Below are 14,739 nucleotides of genomic sequence, written 5' to 3' on the forward strand. Positions count from 1 at the left end.
ACATACCTTTCAGCGACATTTGAAGGAAGTCGCAATTCTGAAAACTTATTTGTCTATTCTGATTACTCATTGTAATTTTTGCGTTTGTCTAAAGGTCAGGGAGAGAGAATATGAAGTTTGTGAAGCGAGGCGTCGCGTTGGCGTTGCTGGTGGCCGGGAGCGTGGCAAGCCTGCCTGCCCAGGCATATGAAAAAGATAAAACTTACAAAATCACCATCCTACACACCAACGATCACCACGGTCACTTCTGGCGCAGCGAATACGGCGAATACGGTCTGTCCGCGCAAAAAACGCTGGTCGACGGCATTCGTAAAGAGGTGGCAGCCGAGGGCGGCAGCGTATTACTGCTTTCCGGCGGCGATATCAATACCGGGGTACCGGAGTCAGATTTGCAGGATGCGGAGCCTGATTTCCGTGGCATGAATTTAATCGGCTATGACGCGATGGCCGTGGGTAACCATGAATTCGATAATCCGCTTACGGTATTACGTCAGCAGGAAAAATGGGCCAAATTCCCGTTCCTCTCTGCCAATATTTATCAGAAAAGCACCGGCGAACGTTTATTTAAGCCGTGGGCCATCTTTAAACGTCAGGATATTAAAATCGCGGTGATTGGTCTGACGACAGACGATACGGCGAAAATCGGTAATCCGGAATTCTTTACCGACATCGAATTTCGCAAACCTGCTGAAGAGGCGAAACTGGTCATCCAGGAGTTACAACAGAACGAAAAACCGGATGTCCTGATCGCTACCACCCATATGGGCCATTACGATAATGGTGAACACGGTTCTAATGCGCCGGGCGATGTGGAGATGGCGCGCAGCCTGCCTGCCGGCTCGCTGGCAATGATTGTGGGTGGTCACTCTCAAGATCCGGTGTGCATGGCCTCTGAAAACAAAAAACAGGTTGATTACGTGCCAGGGACGCCGTGCGCTCCCGATCAGCAGAACGGGATCTGGATTGTACAGGCGCATGAGTGGGGCAAATATGTCGGCCGCGCCGATTTTGAATTCCGCAATGGCGAAATGAAGATGGTCCGTTATCAATTGATTCCGGTCAATCTGAAGAAGAAAGTGACCTATGACAACGGTGAGAGTGAGCGTGTGCTCTTCACCCCCGAAATTGCCGAAAACCAGCAGATGCTCTCCATGCTCACCCCTTTCCAGAATAAAGGCAAAGCGCAGCTGGAGGTAAAAATTGGTACGCTCAATGGCCGTCTTGAGGGCGATCGCAGCAAGGTACGCTTTGTGCAGACCAATATGGGGCATCTGATCCTGGCGGCGCAGATGGCGCGCACCAATGCCGATTTTGCGGTGATGAGCGGTGGTGGGGTACGTGACTCTATCGAAGGGGGCGACATCACCTACAAAGATGTGCTGAAGGTACAGCCATTTGGCAACCTGGTGGTCTATGCCGACATGACCGGTAAAGAGGTGACCGAATATCTTACCGCCGTAGCGAAGATGAAACCCGATTCCGGTGCCTATCCTCAATTTGCCAATGTCAGCTTTGTGGCAAAAGAGGGTGTGCTCAACGATCTGAAGATCAAAGGCGAGCCCGTCGATCCGGCAAAAACCTATCGCATGGCAACCCTGAGTTTTAACGCCACCGGCGGCGATGGTTATCCGCGTCTGGATGAGAAACCGGGGTATGTGAATACTGGCTTTATTGATGCTGAAGTGCTGAAGCAATATATCCAGCAGAATTCACCCCTGGATGTGAATAGCTATGAACCGAAAGGTGAAGTGAGCTGGCAGTAACGATTCACAGTACCGGCCTGGCAGCAGGCCGGTACGGCGTTTAATCCCGGCGAGCGATATCTGCAAACTGCGCATCCAGCATTTTCGCCAGATCTGCCGCGGCCAGCTCAATATCCAGGCCGCGTTTGCCACCAGAAATATAGATAGTGTCAAACGTCTGTGCCGGGGCATCAATGACCGTTGGCAGGCGTTTTTTCTGCCCCAGCGGGCTTATCCCCCCCACCAGGTAACCCGTGATACGTTGCGCAACCATCGGGTCAGCCATATCCACTTTCTTCGCCCCCAGCGCCTTTGCCACCTTTTTTAAATCTAACTGCCCGGCCACCGGGGTAACCGCCACCGCCAGGTGCTTCATATCGCCATTAATCGCCACTAATAGCGTCTTATAAACCTGATCGGCATTGAGCCCAAGTTTTTGCACGACTTCATCGCCGAAGTTCGTTTCGTTAGGGTCATGATCGTAGGCGTGGATGCGGAAACAAACCTTGTTTTTTTCGAGTAATTTAACGGCGGGTGTCATAACAATCCTTCTTACCAAAGACAGTGTATGTGCTCAGCATACGTCCGGATGTTGCTTAAAAAATAGCACCATCTTGCGCAATAGTGTTGGCAGTGATGGGCACTTTGAGCGACAATCGAGAGATCCGGAGGCTTCCTCCGGCATAACTAAAATAATGAAATTCCTCTTTGACGGGCCAATAGCGATATTGGCCATTTTTTTAACGCAGCAATGCGGGCAAATTTCCCTCGCCATACAAATGCAGCGCTCCCACGGCCACGACATAACGTCCCGGCGGTAGGGCGTGGAGCTTCTCACACCAGGCCTGGTTTCGGGCGTGCATTAATACGTCGTAGAGCGATTCACTAAAGGTGGCTGGCAGCGCCTGCAGGCTGGCGGCGGGCGGCGCATCCAGCCACCAGCTAATCATCGTCTGTAGCAGCCGGGCGTTGGTGTGCCAGTGGGTCAGCGTATCTTCCAGCAACAGTATTCCGTCATTCGGCAACTGACGCAGCAACGCTATCTGGCTGTCAGCCCCTTCCAGCTCTATCACCGGAATGGCGCGTTCACGCGCCAGATGCAGCAACTGATAATCAATGCCGTAATCGCCCCGAAGCCCCAGACGCTGCGCCTGTGTGGCCTGCAATACCATGGCAATTTGCCACAACGGCTGAGTTTCGAGCATCGACAGCGGTAAGCTCAGCTCGCTGGCCAGCCGTTCCAGCTCGGTGAGCTGTTCAGGGCTGAGGCGTTCCGCCAGAGGAGGGGGGATCGCCAGATCGGCGAAGGGTGAGTCGTTGCCCGAAATATCGGCTTCAACGATTAACGCATCGGCTTTTTGCACCAGGCGGATCAGTCCGGCAGGTAGCGGCGACATATCTTGCGTGCCCATATGAATACTGCCTACCAGGTGCAGATGTTGCCCGCCGGGCAGTACGATATCCAGCCCCGGCCAGGGATAACGGCGTGGGAAGTGCGCGCTCAATGCAGATTTTATACGGCTAAACAGACTCATACGCGCTCCCTGTAGCGAAAGGTTCATGCTAGCGCGCAGCAGGGAAAGGTGCAAATTTTAGCCCCTCCCGGCAGGCGGGAAGGGCTGTTACGTCAGGCTTTAGGTTTGAAGCGCAGCAAACGGTTCGCGTTACTCACCACGGTAATGGAAGAGAGCGCCATTGCCGCTCCGGCCACGACCGGATTAAGCAGAGTCCCGGTTAGCGGCCATAAAATCCCCGCCGCAATTGGTATGCCCAGCGCGTTATAGACGAAGGCCCCCATCAGGTTTTGCTTCATGTTGCGCAACGTCGCCTTTGCAATGGCCAGCGCGTCCGCTACGCCCGTCAGGCTATGACGCATCAGGGTGATGGCGGCGGTTTCAATTGCTACATCGCTACCGCTGCCCATGGCAATCCCCACCTCTGCCTGGGCCAGCGCCGGGGCATCGTTAATGCCATCGCCCACCATGGCCACCTGGCGCCCCTGGCGCTGCAGATTTTTAATGGCGTCGGCTTTGCCATCCGGCAGCACCCCGGCAATAACTTCATCAATACCCGCCTCTTTTGCAATGGCTGCCGCGGTGGTGGGATTGTCACCGGTCAGCATCACCAGCCGATACCCGGCGCGGTGGAGTCTTTGCAGTGCCTCTACGCTATCCTGGCGCAGCGGATCGCGAATGGCGAACAGCGCAGCCACTTTACCCTCCACGGCCAGCAGCACCGGCGTAGCCCCTTGTGATGCCTGCGCGTTCAGCTCATCGGCCATCGCGGCGGTATCAATGCCGTTCTCATTCAACAGCGCTTCGTTCCCCAGCAGCAGGGGACGCTGGTCTGCTTCGCCGCTAACGCCCAGGCCGCGCAGGGTGCGGAAATTGACCACCTGCGGCAAGTTCGCCTCTCCGGCTTTTTCGATGATGGCGCGGGCCAGCGGATGGCTTGAGCCCTGCTCCAGCGCAGCGGCGAGGCGCAGCGCATCATCGGCCTCAATGCCTATCGTCTTGACGGCAACCACCTGCGGTTTGCCTTCTGTCAGGGTGCCGGTTTTATCAAAGACCAGCGTATCCAAAGTACTGGCGCGTTGCAGAGCATCGGCATCGCGCACCAGCACACCAAATTCCGCGGCACGGCCTACGCCTGAGATAATCGACATGGGCGTTGCCAGCCCCAGGGCGCACGGACAGGCGATAATCAGCACCGTGGTGGCGATCACCAGGGTGTAAACAATCTGCGGTGCCGGGCCAAAGAGATACCAGATCCCAGCGCTGAACAGCGCAATCAGTACGACCACGGGGACAAAAATGGCGGAGATGCGATCGGCCAGCTGACCGATTTCAGGCTTGCTGCTTTGTGCCTGGCGCACCATACGGATAATCCGCGACAGTGTGGTATGGCTTCCCACCGCGCTGGCACGGAACAGCACGCTGCCGTCCTGTGCCAGGGTGCCGGCGTGCACGTTTTCACCGCCGCTCTTTTGCTGCGGGACAGGCTCACCGGTCAGCATCGCTTCATCGAACCAGGCTTCACCTTCGGTGATCTCCCCATCGACCGGAACGCGGTCGCCGGTGGTCAGACGCAGAATCATGCCAGGCTGGACATCCGCCAGTGAGAGGCTCTTTTCACCCTCTTCCGTGATGACACGTGCGGTAGGGGGCGTCAGATCCAGTAACCGCTCCAGCGCTTTCGAGGAGCGCTGACGCGCGCGCGCCTCCAGCATATGGCCAAGATTGATCAAACCAATGATCATCGCGCTGGCTTCGTAATAAAGATGGCGGGCTTCCATCGGGAACCACTGAGGCCAGAGGTTGACGCTCATGGAGTAGAGCCATGCCGCGCCCGTACCCAGCGCCACCAGCGTATCCATGGTAGCGGTGCGGTTCTTCAGGCTCTTCCAGGCGCTGGTATAGAAGTGGCCCCCGGCAAAGACCATCACCCCCAGGGTAAGCAGGCCAATGGCCAGCCACAGACTGCGGTTTTCGGCGGTGACCATCATGTTGTCGCCGAGCATCCCCCAGCCCATGACCGGGATCCCCACCAGCAGCGCGACTATCGCCTGCCAGCGGAAGCGTTTCATGGTGGCAACGGCGGTCTCTTGCTGGCGGGCGCGGCGTTCGGCATCGTCTTCAATCGCCTCCGCGCCGTAGCCTGCTTTTTCGACAGCCTGCACTAAATCAGCGGCGGAGGCGTTGCCCATCACAAGGGCAGTGCGCTCCGCCAGGTTGACCCGTGCCTGTACTACCCCCGGCACCGTTTGCAGTGCACTCTGTACCCGGGATACGCAGCTGGCGCAGCTCATGCCGTTGATCAACAGCTGCTGGCTGTCGTCAATGTCATCGGCTGCCGGAAGCTCAGAGGGGGCCGCTGTCAGTGCTTCCGACGGGATTGATGACGCTGTCAGCGGATCAGCCTTTGGGTGGCTTAACTCCGCCCCGTAGCCGGCTTGTTTGATGGTATCGATCAGGGCTTCCGCGCTGGCGCTGCCGGTGACGGCGGCGTGATCGATAGTGACGTCCGCCGTTTCCACGTCGGCGCGTTGCTCCAGACTCTCTTTAACGCGTTTGACACAGTGGCCGCAGGAGAGGCCGTCCAGTGTCAGGTCGATGGTGTGAGACATAGTAAACTCCTTTATAATGACCCGGTCAGATAATAACCGTCATACTGTTCTCTGCTAACTATTATGAAGGTTAAACCTTCCATCAAGGGGAAGGTCAAGGGGGAAAGGTGAATATCAGTGATGTGGCAAAAAAAACCGGTTTAACCAGCAAAGCGATTCGCTTTTATGAAGAGAAGGGGCTGGTGACACCGCCGCTGCGCAGTGAAAATGGTTACCGCAGTTATACGCAAAAACATCTCGATGAGCTTACGCTGCTGCGCCAGGCCCGGCAGGTGGGATTTAACCTGGAGGAGTGCGGCAATCTGGTGATGCTGTTTAACGATCCCGAGCGACACAGCGCGGATGTGAAACGCAGAACCCTGGAGAAGGTGGCGGAAATAGAACGCCATATTGTCGAACTGCAGGCGATGCGGACGCAGCTGCTGGCGCTGGCCGAAGCCTGCCCGGGTGATGACAGCGCCGATTGTCCGATCATCGACAATCTTTCCGGCTGCTGCCATCGTAAGTCGGGGGCTTAACAGGATCTCACACGCAGGGTGATTCCTTCGACCGCCACCACCTCAACCCGGGTTCCTGCCTGGAGGTCCTCGTCGGCCAGCACTGGCCAGGAGCTGTCGCCAACCCGCATATGGCCGCGCCCGTTTACCAGGGCGGTCTCGAGGGTAAAGCGTTTACCCACCAGCTGTTGACCACGCTGATTGAGCGTTGCATCGGCCGGTTTTTGTTCCCGCACCTGACGCGACAGCCAGCGCCACCACAGCCAGGCAGCCAGCAGGGTCAGCGCCGCGAACAGGATGCCCTGCCACTCCCAGCCGAACGGCATAAGCCACACCGCCAGTCCGGTGACCACTGCCGCCACGCCGCTCCAGAGCAAATACCCGTTGCCGCCAAGCATCTCGGCCGCCAGAAGCAGGCCGCCGAGGCTGAGCCAAAAAACATGCGGATGGGCGAGGATCAGCGCGATCATGATTTGCGCTCGTTACCGCTCTCTTTAATGAGCTCGGCAATACCGCCAATCGAGCCCATCAGGCTGCTGGCATCCAGAGGCATCATCACCACTTTGCTGTTGTTCGCGGCACCGATGTTCTGCAGCGCCTCAGTGTATTTTTGCGCTACAAAGTAGTTAATCGCCTGAATATCCCCGGCGGCAATCGCCTCAGAGACCATCTGCGTTGCCCGGGCTTCTGCTTCTGCGGAACGTTCGCGCGCTTCAGCTTGTAAGAAGGCAGACTGACGTTCCCCCTCGGCTTTCAGGATTTGCGACTGCTTCTCCCCCTCGGCCTTAAGGATTTCAGCCTGACGCACCCCTTCGGCCTCAAGAATATAGGCGCGCTTGGTTCGCTCGGCTTTCATCTGCGCGTTCATGGAGGAGATCAGTTCTGCCGGCGGGCGTACGTCGCGAATTTCGATACGCGTAACCTTAATGCCCCAGGGGTTCGTGGCTTCATCCACAATATGCAGCAGGCGAGTATTGATGCTGTCGCGCTGGGAGAGCATCTCATCCAGCTCCATCGACCCCAGCACGGTACGAATATTGGTCATGGTTAAATTGATGATCGCCAGCTCCAGGTTGCTGACCTCATAGGCCGCCTTCGGCGCGTCAATCACCTGAATAAAGCAGACGGCGTCAATGGTGACGTTGGCGTTATCCCGGGAGATGACCTCCTGAGAGGGGATATCAAGAACTTGTTCCATCATGTTGATCTTGCGGCCAATTCTGTCCATAAACGGAACAATAAGACTCAGGCCGGGCTGCAACGTCGTGGTGTAACGCCCAAAACGTTCGACGGTCCACTGATAGCCCTGAGGGACGATTTTGACCCCGGCGCCGACAACGACCAGCACCACAAAGATCAAGACGGGTATAACGATAAGCATAAAGAAACCTCCTGTTTTGCCTTCCATGTTTCGAGAACAACTGTTCGTTTGTTGCTCATGAGTATATCGGCTATCACAGGAGAATTCGCCCTGAAAGCGAGGGCAAAGCAAGATTCAGATATAAAAAAGCCCCGCTAACGGCGCGGGGCGACAGGAAGGAGATGCGGATCAGTACAGCAGCGCATACAACTGACGACGATATTTCGACGCCAGCGCATCACCGGTACCCAGCGCAGCCAGGATCTCCTGGAACATCTTGCGCGCCTGGCCGTCAGCGGCAGCCAGATCCGTTTTCAGGTGACCAAACAGCAGCTCCAGCGCCTCTTCATTGCGGCCAACCTGATGCAGTTGCAGCGCCAGCTGGCTGGCCAGTGCGGCATCGTTAGGGTTATCGGCGACTTGCTGTTGCAGCTGCTGAATTTCTGGGGTGTCTGCCGCCTGCTTCAGCAGGTCAATCTGGGCGACCAGCCCCTGATAGCGGGTATCTTGATCCTGCATCGGCACGGTTTTCAGCACCGCTTCGGCATCGTCCGGGCGGTTCAGCACCAGCTGGGTTTCAGCCAGCAACAGGCCAATCTGGCTATCCTGGTTCGACAACTGCCACGCCTCTTTTAGCAGCGGCAGCGCCTCGTTGTGCTTCCCTTCCTGAATCAGCGCCAGCGCCTCTTGCGCCTTTAACTCATCTTCGCGAGGCAGTACTTTTTCCAGCAGGGCGCGGATGGCCTCTTCCGGCTGTGGGCCCTGGAAACCATCGACGGGCTGGCCATTCTGGAACAGGTACACCGTAGGAATGGCGCGCAGGCCAAACTGGGAGGCGACCATCTGTTCGGCGTCGCAATCCACCTTCGCCAGAATAAACTGGCCGTTATACTGGGCGGCCAGTTTTTCGAGCACCGGGGTGAGTTCCAGGCAGTGCTGGCTACGCTCAGACCAGAAGTAGAACAGCACGGGCTTCGCCATCGACTGTTCAAGGGTCTGATGCAGGTTCGCTTCGGTAATGTTAACGATATTCTGAACTGACATGCGGCCTTCTCTTTTATGCGTTTTTATTTACATGGGGGCGGGGCGGTTAGCTTCAACTCAGCCCTGTAAAAATTTGTCCATTATCCGGCCAGGCAACAGCCGTTTCAGCAGGATAACGGCATGGGTCACCAGCGTGACCGGATAGCGCATCTTTGGACGATTGCTCTCAAAAGCATGGCGCACTTTGGCGACAACCGCCTCCGGACCGAGGGTAAAACGTGCGGCGATGCCGGGATTTTCCACCGGATTATCCGACTGGGTCTGATTCACATTTTCGGTAAAGCGGGTGCGGATTGGGCCTGGCTCAATCAGGCTCACTTTGATACCGCTGTGACGCAGCTCCATGCGCAGCGCATCAGACCAGGCTTCAAGGGCGTATTTACTGGCAGCATAGGCGCCACGGCCCGGCGTTGAAATAAGTCCCATGACCGACGAGGTCATCACAATGCGTCCCTCTCCGTGAGGGAGCATGGCGGGCAGCAATTTCATGGTTAACTGATGCGCGCCGAAAAAGTTGGCAGAAAACTGCTGCTCGAGTTGCTCGCGAGAGATGGTCTGCAGCGCGCCATAGAGGCCAAATCCGGCATTATTGAACAAGCCGTATAGCTTGCCGTTGGTCAGGGCAATCACCTCTTCGGCCGCGTGGTCGATACTTTCCGGGCTGTCCAGATCCAGCAGCACGCCGGTAAGCCCTTTGCCGTTCATCCGTTCGACATCTTCCGGTTTTCGACAGGCGGCTAACACCCAAAACCCCTGGCGCTTCAACTCAAGGGCGCTCTCAAGACCAATTCCGCTGGAACATCCTGTAATTAAGACCGATTTTTGCATAACTTTACCTGTCAGGATCTCCGCTGAATTACGAGTCATGTTTAACTAAAGGAGCCAGCCGTGTTGCCATCCAGTCGGCAATAAACGGCTGAGCATCGCGATTAGGATGGATACCATCGTCCTGCATCCATTGTGGTTTCAGATAAACCTCTTCCATGAAAAAGGGCAGGAGAGGAATATCAAACTCTTTGGCAAGACGAGGATAGATCGCGCTGAAGGACTCATTATAGCGACGTCCATAGTTTGCGGGCAGGCGAATTTGCATTAACAGCGGCTGCGCGTTGGCGGCGCGGATATCCTGCAAAATTTTACGCAGCGTCTGCTCGGTTTGCTGCGGCTGAAAACCGCGCAGGCCGTCGTTGCCGCCCAGTTCCACCAGTACCCAGCGCGGCTGATGTTGTTTCAGCAGAGCGGGCAGTCGGGCAAGCCCCTGCTGCGAGGTATCGCCGCTGATACTGCCGTTGATCACCGAAGTTTGCGTCTGCCATTTATCATTAAGAAGCGCGGGCCAGGCGGCATTCGCCGCCATCCGGTAGCCCGCGCTCAGGCTGTCGCCCAAAATTAATAACGTGTCCGCCGCCGCGGCGCGGAATGTCATCAGAATCAGAAACAGGAAGGGCAAATGCCAGCGGAAAACATTGTTGAAGTTCATCATCTTAAGAAGTCCGTGGGTCAGGGTGAGCACGAGCTTTCCATCCTTACCGGAGTTGAACTCATTGTCAAACGCGCGCAGAGCATCGCGCTGATTGGCGAATCCGGTTCCGGTAAATCCACGCTGCTGGCGATCCTCGCCGGGCTGGATGATGGCAGCAGCGGTGAGGTGAAGCTGGTGGGCCAGCCGCTGCACAGCATGGATGAAGAGGCGCGTGCAGCGCTGCGGGCAAAACATATTGGCTTTGTCTTTCAGTCATTTATGTTGATCCCGACGCTTAATGCACTGGAAAACGTCGAACTGCCAGGGTTGCTGCGCGGCGAGAACAGCAGCCAGAGCCGGCGTAGCGCCAAAGCCTTACTGGAACAGCTGGGTTTGGGCAAGCGCCTTGATCACCTCCCGGCGCAGCTCTCCGGCGGCGAGCAGCAGCGCGTGGCGCTGGCCCGCGCCTTTAACGGTCGTCCGGAGGTGCTCTTTGCCGATGAACCCACCGGCAACCTCGATCGCCAGACCGGTGATAAAATTGCCGATCTGCTCTTCTCCCTGAACCGTGAGCACGGTACCACGCTGATTCTGGTGACCCATGATCCTCAACTGGCGGCCCGCTGCGATCGCCGTCTGCGTCTGGTGAATGGCGTACTGCAGGAGGAAGCATGATTGCCCGCTGGTTCTGGCGCGAATGGCGCTCCCCCTCGCTACTGATAGTCTGGATGGCGCTAAGCTTAGCGGTGGCCTGCGTACTGGCGCTGGGGAGCGTCAGCGATCGCATGGAGAAAGGCCTGAGCCAGCAAAGCCGCGAATTTATGGCGGGGGATCGGGCGTTGCGCAGCTCGCGCGAGGTACCGCAGGCCTGGCTTGATGAAGCCCGCCGGCAGGGGTTGAAAGTGAGCGAACAGCTCAGCTTCCAGACCATGACCTTTGCCGCCGATACCCCGCAGCTTGCCAGCGTCAAAGCCGTTGACGATCGCTACCCGATGTACGGTGAGCTACAGACGCAGCCACCGGGGATGAAGCCCGCCGCCGGGACGGTGCTGCTGGCACCGCGTTTGATGGCGCTGCTAAACCTGAAAGCGGGCGATAGCATTGATGTGGGTGATGCCACTCTCCGGATTGCAGGTGAAGTGGTGCAGGAGCCCGACTCCGGGTTTAACCCCTTTCAGATGGCTCCACGCCTGTTGATGAACACGGCCGACGTGGAAAAAACCGGCGCCGTGCAGCCCGGCAGCCGCGTCACCTGGCGCTATAAATTTGCCGGTACCCCGGCTCAACTCGAGTCCTATGAGAAATGGCTCCTGCCACAGCTCAAGCCCGAACATCGCTGGTATGGGCTAGAGCAGGATGAGGGGGCGCTGGGCAAATCGCTGGAGCGCTCTCAACAATTCCTGCTGCTCTCGGCGCTGTTAACCCTGCTGCTGGCGGTGGCGGCGGTGGCGGTAGCGATGAGCCACTACTGCCGCAGCCGCTACGATCTGGTGGCAATCCTCAAAACCCTCGGCGCGGGTCGGGCGCAACTGCGTAAACTGATTGTCGGTCAGTGGCTGATGGTATTGGCTTTGTCAGCCCTCACCGGCGGTGTTATGGGGCTGCTGTTCGAAAAAGTGCTGATGGTGCTGCTCAAACCGGTGCTACCTGCAGCGCTGCCGCCAGCCAGCCTCTGGCCATGGCTTTGGGCGATGGGAGCGATGGGGGTGATCTCGCTGCTGGTGGGGCTGCGTCCCTACCGGCTGTTGTTGGCCACCCAGCCGCTGCGGGTACTGCGCCGTGATGCGGTGGCGCGCGTCTGGCCGTTGAAAATCTATCTGCCAGTGATGACGGCAGTGGTCGTGGCGCTGCTCGCCTGGCTGATGGGCGGGAGTATGCTGCTGTGGGCGGTGCTGGCGGGGGCAGTTGTGCTGGCCTTGCTCTGTGGTCTGTTGGGCTGGATGCTGCTGAGCGTGCTGAAAGGGTTAACCGTTAAATCTCTGCCGGTGCGTCTGGCCATCAATCGCCTGCTGCGTCAGCCCTGGTCAACGCTCAGTCAGCTTTCCGCGTTTTCGCTCTCGTTTATGCTGCTGGCGCTGCTGTTGGTGCTGCGCGGCGATCTGCTGGATCGCTGGCAACAGCAACTTCCACCTGAGAGTCCGAACTATTTCCTGATCAACATTGCGCCGGAACAGATCACGCCCCTGAAGGCGTTTCTCTCAGAGCACCAGATTGTCCCGGACTCCTTCTACCCCATTGTGCGGGCGCGTCTGACGCAAATCGACGGCAAGGCGACCGAAGGTAACCAGGACGAAGCGCTCAACCGCGAACTGAACCTTACCTGGCAGGAGAAACGTCCGGATCACAACCCGATCACGGCGGGAAGCTGGCCGCCTGGGGCCGGTGAAGTGTCGATGGAAGAGGGGCTGGCGAAACGTCTGAACGTCAAGCTCGGGGATACGGTGACCTTTACCGGCGATACGCAGGATTTCAGTGCGAAAGTAACCAGCCTGCGTAAAGTGGACTGGGAGAGCCTGCGGCCTAACTTCTTCTTTATCTTCCCGCCCGGAGCGCTGGACGGACAGCCGCAAAGCTGGCTGACCAGCTTCCGCTGGGAAAACGGCAATGGCATGCTCACGCAGCTCAACCGGGAATTCCCCACTATCAGTCTGCTGGATATCGGCGCGATCCTGAAACAGGTCGGGCAGGTGCTGGAGCAGGTAAGCCGCGCGCTGGAAGTGATGGTGGTGCTGGTCACTATCTGCGGGCTGTTGCTGCTGCTGGCTCAGGTGCAGGTGGGCATGCGCCAGCGTCATCAGGAACTGGTGGTCTACCGCACTTTGGGTGCCGGCAAATCACTGCTGCGCACCACGCTGTGGTGTGAGTTTGCGCTGCTGGGGATGGTCTCCGGGCTGGTGGCCGCCATTGGTGCCGAAACGGCGCTGGCACTATTGCAGACCCGGGTCTTTGACTTCCCGTGGGAGCCGGACTGGCGCCTGTGGATCACGCTGCCTGTCTGCGGTGCGGTTCTCCTCTCGCTTTGCGGCGGCTGGCTGGGAGCGCGCTTGCTGAAAGGCAAAGCGTTATTCCGTCAGTTTGTCGGTTAATTCCCCTTCGTGAACATCACGTACCGGTTGATATGCCGGTACGTGCCTCTTTAGTAGCACACAAAGATAACTCCTTGATAGTTAGCAGCACAAAACATTAAAAACCGGACAACACGGCGCGATAAATCCCGGTTAATATTCGCCTGCTAAATAAATAGCAGAGTGTCTATCAAGGAATAATAATGTCTAAAAATAAAACAGCGCTGGCAGTGGCCATCGGCGCGGCAGTGGCATTGACGTCTTTCGCATCCCAGGCAGAGATTACCGTTCTGAAGCAAGATCCGCAGGCGGGTAATCCGCTGAGCCGTTTAAACTTCACCGTAGGCGGCAGTATCCGCCCGCAATTCCAGAACATGACCGGCGATGACGGTAAAAACGGCTACAAGCGTAACGGCTTTGATGGCGGTACCCGTTTCCGTTTCGCGGCAGATTACTACCTGTTTGATGACATCAGTTGGGTGAGCTACTACGAGTTGGGCGTGAATATTCCGGCTCAGTTTAACTGGGATAACCACTATGCTGACGGCGCGCACGATACTTCGCGTCGTATGCTCTATACCGGTCTGAAGAGCGACACCTGGGGCACCCTGACCTTCGGTCAGCAGAACAGTGTTTACTACGATGTGGTGGGCGCGAAAACCGATATCTGGGATTACGACATGATCGGCCAGGCATCGGGCAACGGTATTAACGGTGATTACGATGGCTCTTACCGTTCACGCAAAATGCTGAAATATAAGAAAACCATCGGCGATGCCAATATTTATGCCTCTTACCTGTTTGCGGATAGCACCTATCTGGCGAACGACGGCATGCGTTATAAGCGTAAAGGCGGCGGCTCGCTGGGCGTGGATTACAACCTGACCACCGACCTCACCTGGGGTGCGGCATGGAACTACACCCGCGCAGAAATGCGTAACCCGGGCAACGGCGACAGCAAAGCCTACGATCAGAACATCCTGGGTACGGCGCTGAGCTGGACGCCAGAACAGTGGACCTTCTCCCTGGGCGGCGGCTGGTATCAGAACTTCATGACCACCAAGAAAACCGACGTGAACCACTACTTCGCGGGTGATGCCTGGGGTATTGAGTACTTTGCCGGTTATAAATTCCCGATCGGTCAGTATGCGGTGAAATCCATCCAGCCTTACTTCATGGGCGATCGTATCGAGTACATGAATGGTCGCAACTACCAGCGCATCGACAACGGCGTGGGGATTAGCTTCCAGCTGGATTACGGTTTCCGCGTGGATTACGAGCACGTGTTCACCTCCAGCACCGACGACCTGGGCGACATGAACCTGGTACGTCTGCGTTACGACTTCTAAGTTGTGTGCCCCGGTGGCCTGGCCACCGGGGTAGCAGCGAGGCACTGTCGCGGCTGGGGGAGATTGTGTAAGTATTCGGTGGCTGGCAAAACGC

Annotated in this window: 13 protein-coding genes; 5 read left to right on the forward strand and 8 right to left on the reverse strand. The window is 57.2% G+C overall.

What is annotated here, in order from left to right; genetic code table 11:
* Positions 1-110: 110 nt before the first annotated feature.
* A complete protein-coding gene (gene ushA / locus JZ655_RS04835; protein WP_040076856.1) occupies positions 111-1,763 on the forward strand; it encodes a bifunctional UDP-sugar hydrolase/5'-nucleotidase UshA in 1,653 nt (550 codons plus the stop codon).
* A 40-nt stretch (positions 1,764-1,803) separates the two neighbouring features.
* Here ushA and ybaK read toward each other — a convergent pair whose 3' ends face one another.
* From ybaK to copA, 3 genes are all read right to left on the reverse strand, one after another.
* On the reverse strand, positions 1,804-2,283 hold the full coding sequence (ybaK, locus tag JZ655_RS04840; RefSeq protein ID WP_207293130.1) for a Cys-tRNA(Pro)/Cys-tRNA(Cys) deacylase YbaK: 480 nt from the start codon (positions 2,281-2,283) through the stop codon (positions 1,804-1,806).
* Positions 2,284-2,482: 199 nt separating this feature from the next.
* Positions 2,483-3,277, reverse strand: a complete 795-nt coding sequence (locus JZ655_RS04845; protein ID WP_207293131.1) for a TraB/GumN family protein — start codon at positions 3,275-3,277, stop codon at positions 2,483-2,485.
* A gap of 92 nt (positions 3,278-3,369) precedes the next feature.
* Positions 3,370-5,868, reverse strand: coding sequence for a copper-exporting P-type ATPase CopA (copA, locus tag JZ655_RS04850; RefSeq protein WP_207293132.1), 2,499 nt, complete (start codon positions 5,866-5,868; stop codon positions 3,370-3,372).
* 107 nt (positions 5,869-5,975) lie between these two features.
* On the opposite strand from copA, the gene cueR reads away from it, so the two are divergent.
* Positions 5,976-6,386 (forward strand): Cu(I)-responsive transcriptional regulator, encoded by a 411-nt coding sequence (cueR, locus tag JZ655_RS04855; RefSeq protein WP_207293133.1) that lies wholly within the window; start codon positions 5,976-5,978, stop codon positions 6,384-6,386.
* On the opposite strand, the gene JZ655_RS04860 is transcribed toward cueR, so the two are convergent.
* From JZ655_RS04860 to tesA, 5 genes are all read right to left on the reverse strand, one after another.
* The gene (locus tag JZ655_RS04860; RefSeq protein WP_207293134.1) at positions 6,383-6,835 is read right to left on the reverse strand and encodes an NfeD family protein; all 453 of its coding nucleotides are present in this window, start codon (positions 6,833-6,835) and stop codon (positions 6,383-6,385) included. The two genes, cueR and JZ655_RS04860, sit on opposite strands and share 4 nt — an antisense overlap.
* Positions 6,832-7,746, reverse strand: coding sequence for an SPFH domain-containing protein (locus JZ655_RS04865; RefSeq protein WP_040076850.1), 915 nt, complete (start codon positions 7,744-7,746; stop codon positions 6,832-6,834). The genes JZ655_RS04860 and JZ655_RS04865 overlap by 4 nt, the downstream gene beginning before the upstream one ends.
* A 168-nt stretch (positions 7,747-7,914) precedes the next feature.
* The gene (locus tag JZ655_RS04870; RefSeq protein WP_207293135.1) at positions 7,915-8,769 is read right to left on the reverse strand and encodes a co-chaperone YbbN; all 855 of its coding nucleotides are present in this window, start codon (positions 8,767-8,769) and stop codon (positions 7,915-7,917) included.
* Positions 8,770-8,826: 57 nt separating this feature from the next.
* Positions 8,827-9,636, reverse strand: coding sequence for an SDR family oxidoreductase (locus JZ655_RS04875; protein WP_154298746.1), 810 nt, complete (start codon positions 9,634-9,636; stop codon positions 8,827-8,829).
* Positions 9,626-10,249 (reverse strand): multifunctional acyl-CoA thioesterase I/protease I/lysophospholipase L1, encoded by a 624-nt coding sequence (tesA, locus tag JZ655_RS04880; protein ID WP_040078576.1) that lies wholly within the window; start codon positions 10,247-10,249, stop codon positions 9,626-9,628. Before tesA ends, JZ655_RS04875 begins: the two co-directional genes overlap by 11 nt.
* On the opposite strand from tesA, the gene ybbA reads away from it, so the two are divergent.
* The 3 genes from ybbA (at position 10,220) to JZ655_RS04895 (ending at position 14,645) form a co-directional block, all read left to right on the forward strand.
* Entirely contained in the window at positions 10,220-10,906 is a 687-nt protein-coding gene (gene ybbA / locus JZ655_RS04885; RefSeq protein WP_046884516.1) for a putative ABC transporter ATP-binding protein YbbA, read from the forward strand. The two genes, tesA and ybbA, sit on opposite strands and share 30 nt — an antisense overlap.
* Positions 10,903-13,317, forward strand: coding sequence for a putative ABC transporter permease subunit YbbP (gene ybbP, locus JZ655_RS04890; protein WP_046884416.1), 2,415 nt, complete (start codon positions 10,903-10,905; stop codon positions 13,315-13,317). The genes ybbA and ybbP overlap by 4 nt, the downstream gene beginning before the upstream one ends.
* A gap of 182 nt (positions 13,318-13,499) precedes the next feature.
* A complete protein-coding gene (locus tag JZ655_RS04895) occupies positions 13,500-14,645 on the forward strand; it encodes a porin (RefSeq protein ID WP_046884415.1) in 1,146 nt (381 codons plus the stop codon).
* Positions 14,646-14,739: the final 94 nt, after the last annotated feature.

Source organism: Leclercia pneumoniae (genome assembly GCF_017348915.1).
GTDB lineage: Bacteria > Pseudomonadota > Gammaproteobacteria > Enterobacterales > Enterobacteriaceae > Enterobacter > Enterobacter pneumoniae.

Excerpts from the sequence above, each read along its gene's own strand:
- ushA (WP_040076856.1), top strand. The coding sequence starts at position 111 with ATGAAGTTTGTGAAGCGAGGCGTCGCGTTGGCGTTGCTGGTGGCCGGG.
- ybaK (WP_207293130.1), bottom strand. The coding sequence starts at position 2,283 with ATGACACCCGCCGTTAAATTACTCGAAAAAAACAAGGTTTGTTTCCGC.
- JZ655_RS04845 (WP_207293131.1), bottom strand. The coding sequence starts at position 3,277 with ATGAGTCTGTTTAGCCGTATAAAATCTGCATTGAGCGCGCACTTCCCA.
- copA (WP_207293132.1), bottom strand. The coding sequence starts at position 5,868 with ATGTCTCACACCATCGACCTGACACTGGACGGCCTCTCCTGCGGCCAC.
- JZ655_RS04860 (WP_207293134.1), bottom strand. The coding sequence starts at position 6,835 with ATGATCGCGCTGATCCTCGCCCATCCGCATGTTTTTTGGCTCAGCCTC.
- JZ655_RS04865 (WP_040076850.1), bottom strand. The coding sequence starts at position 7,746 with ATGCTTATCGTTATACCCGTCTTGATCTTTGTGGTGCTGGTCGTTGTC.
- JZ655_RS04870 (WP_207293135.1), bottom strand. The coding sequence starts at position 8,769 with ATGTCAGTTCAGAATATCGTTAACATTACCGAAGCGAACCTGCATCAG.
- JZ655_RS04875 (WP_154298746.1), bottom strand. The coding sequence starts at position 9,636 with ATGACTCGTAATTCAGCGGAGATCCTGACAGGTAAAGTTATGCAAAAA.
- ybbA (WP_046884516.1), top strand. The coding sequence starts at position 10,220 with ATGCCAGCGGAAAACATTGTTGAAGTTCATCATCTTAAGAAGTCCGTG.
- tesA (WP_040078576.1), bottom strand. The coding sequence starts at position 10,249 with ATGAACTTCAACAATGTTTTCCGCTGGCATTTGCCCTTCCTGTTTCTG.
- ybbP (WP_046884416.1), top strand. The coding sequence starts at position 10,903 with ATGATTGCCCGCTGGTTCTGGCGCGAATGGCGCTCCCCCTCGCTACTG.
- JZ655_RS04895 (WP_046884415.1), top strand. The coding sequence starts at position 13,500 with ATGTCTAAAAATAAAACAGCGCTGGCAGTGGCCATCGGCGCGGCAGTG.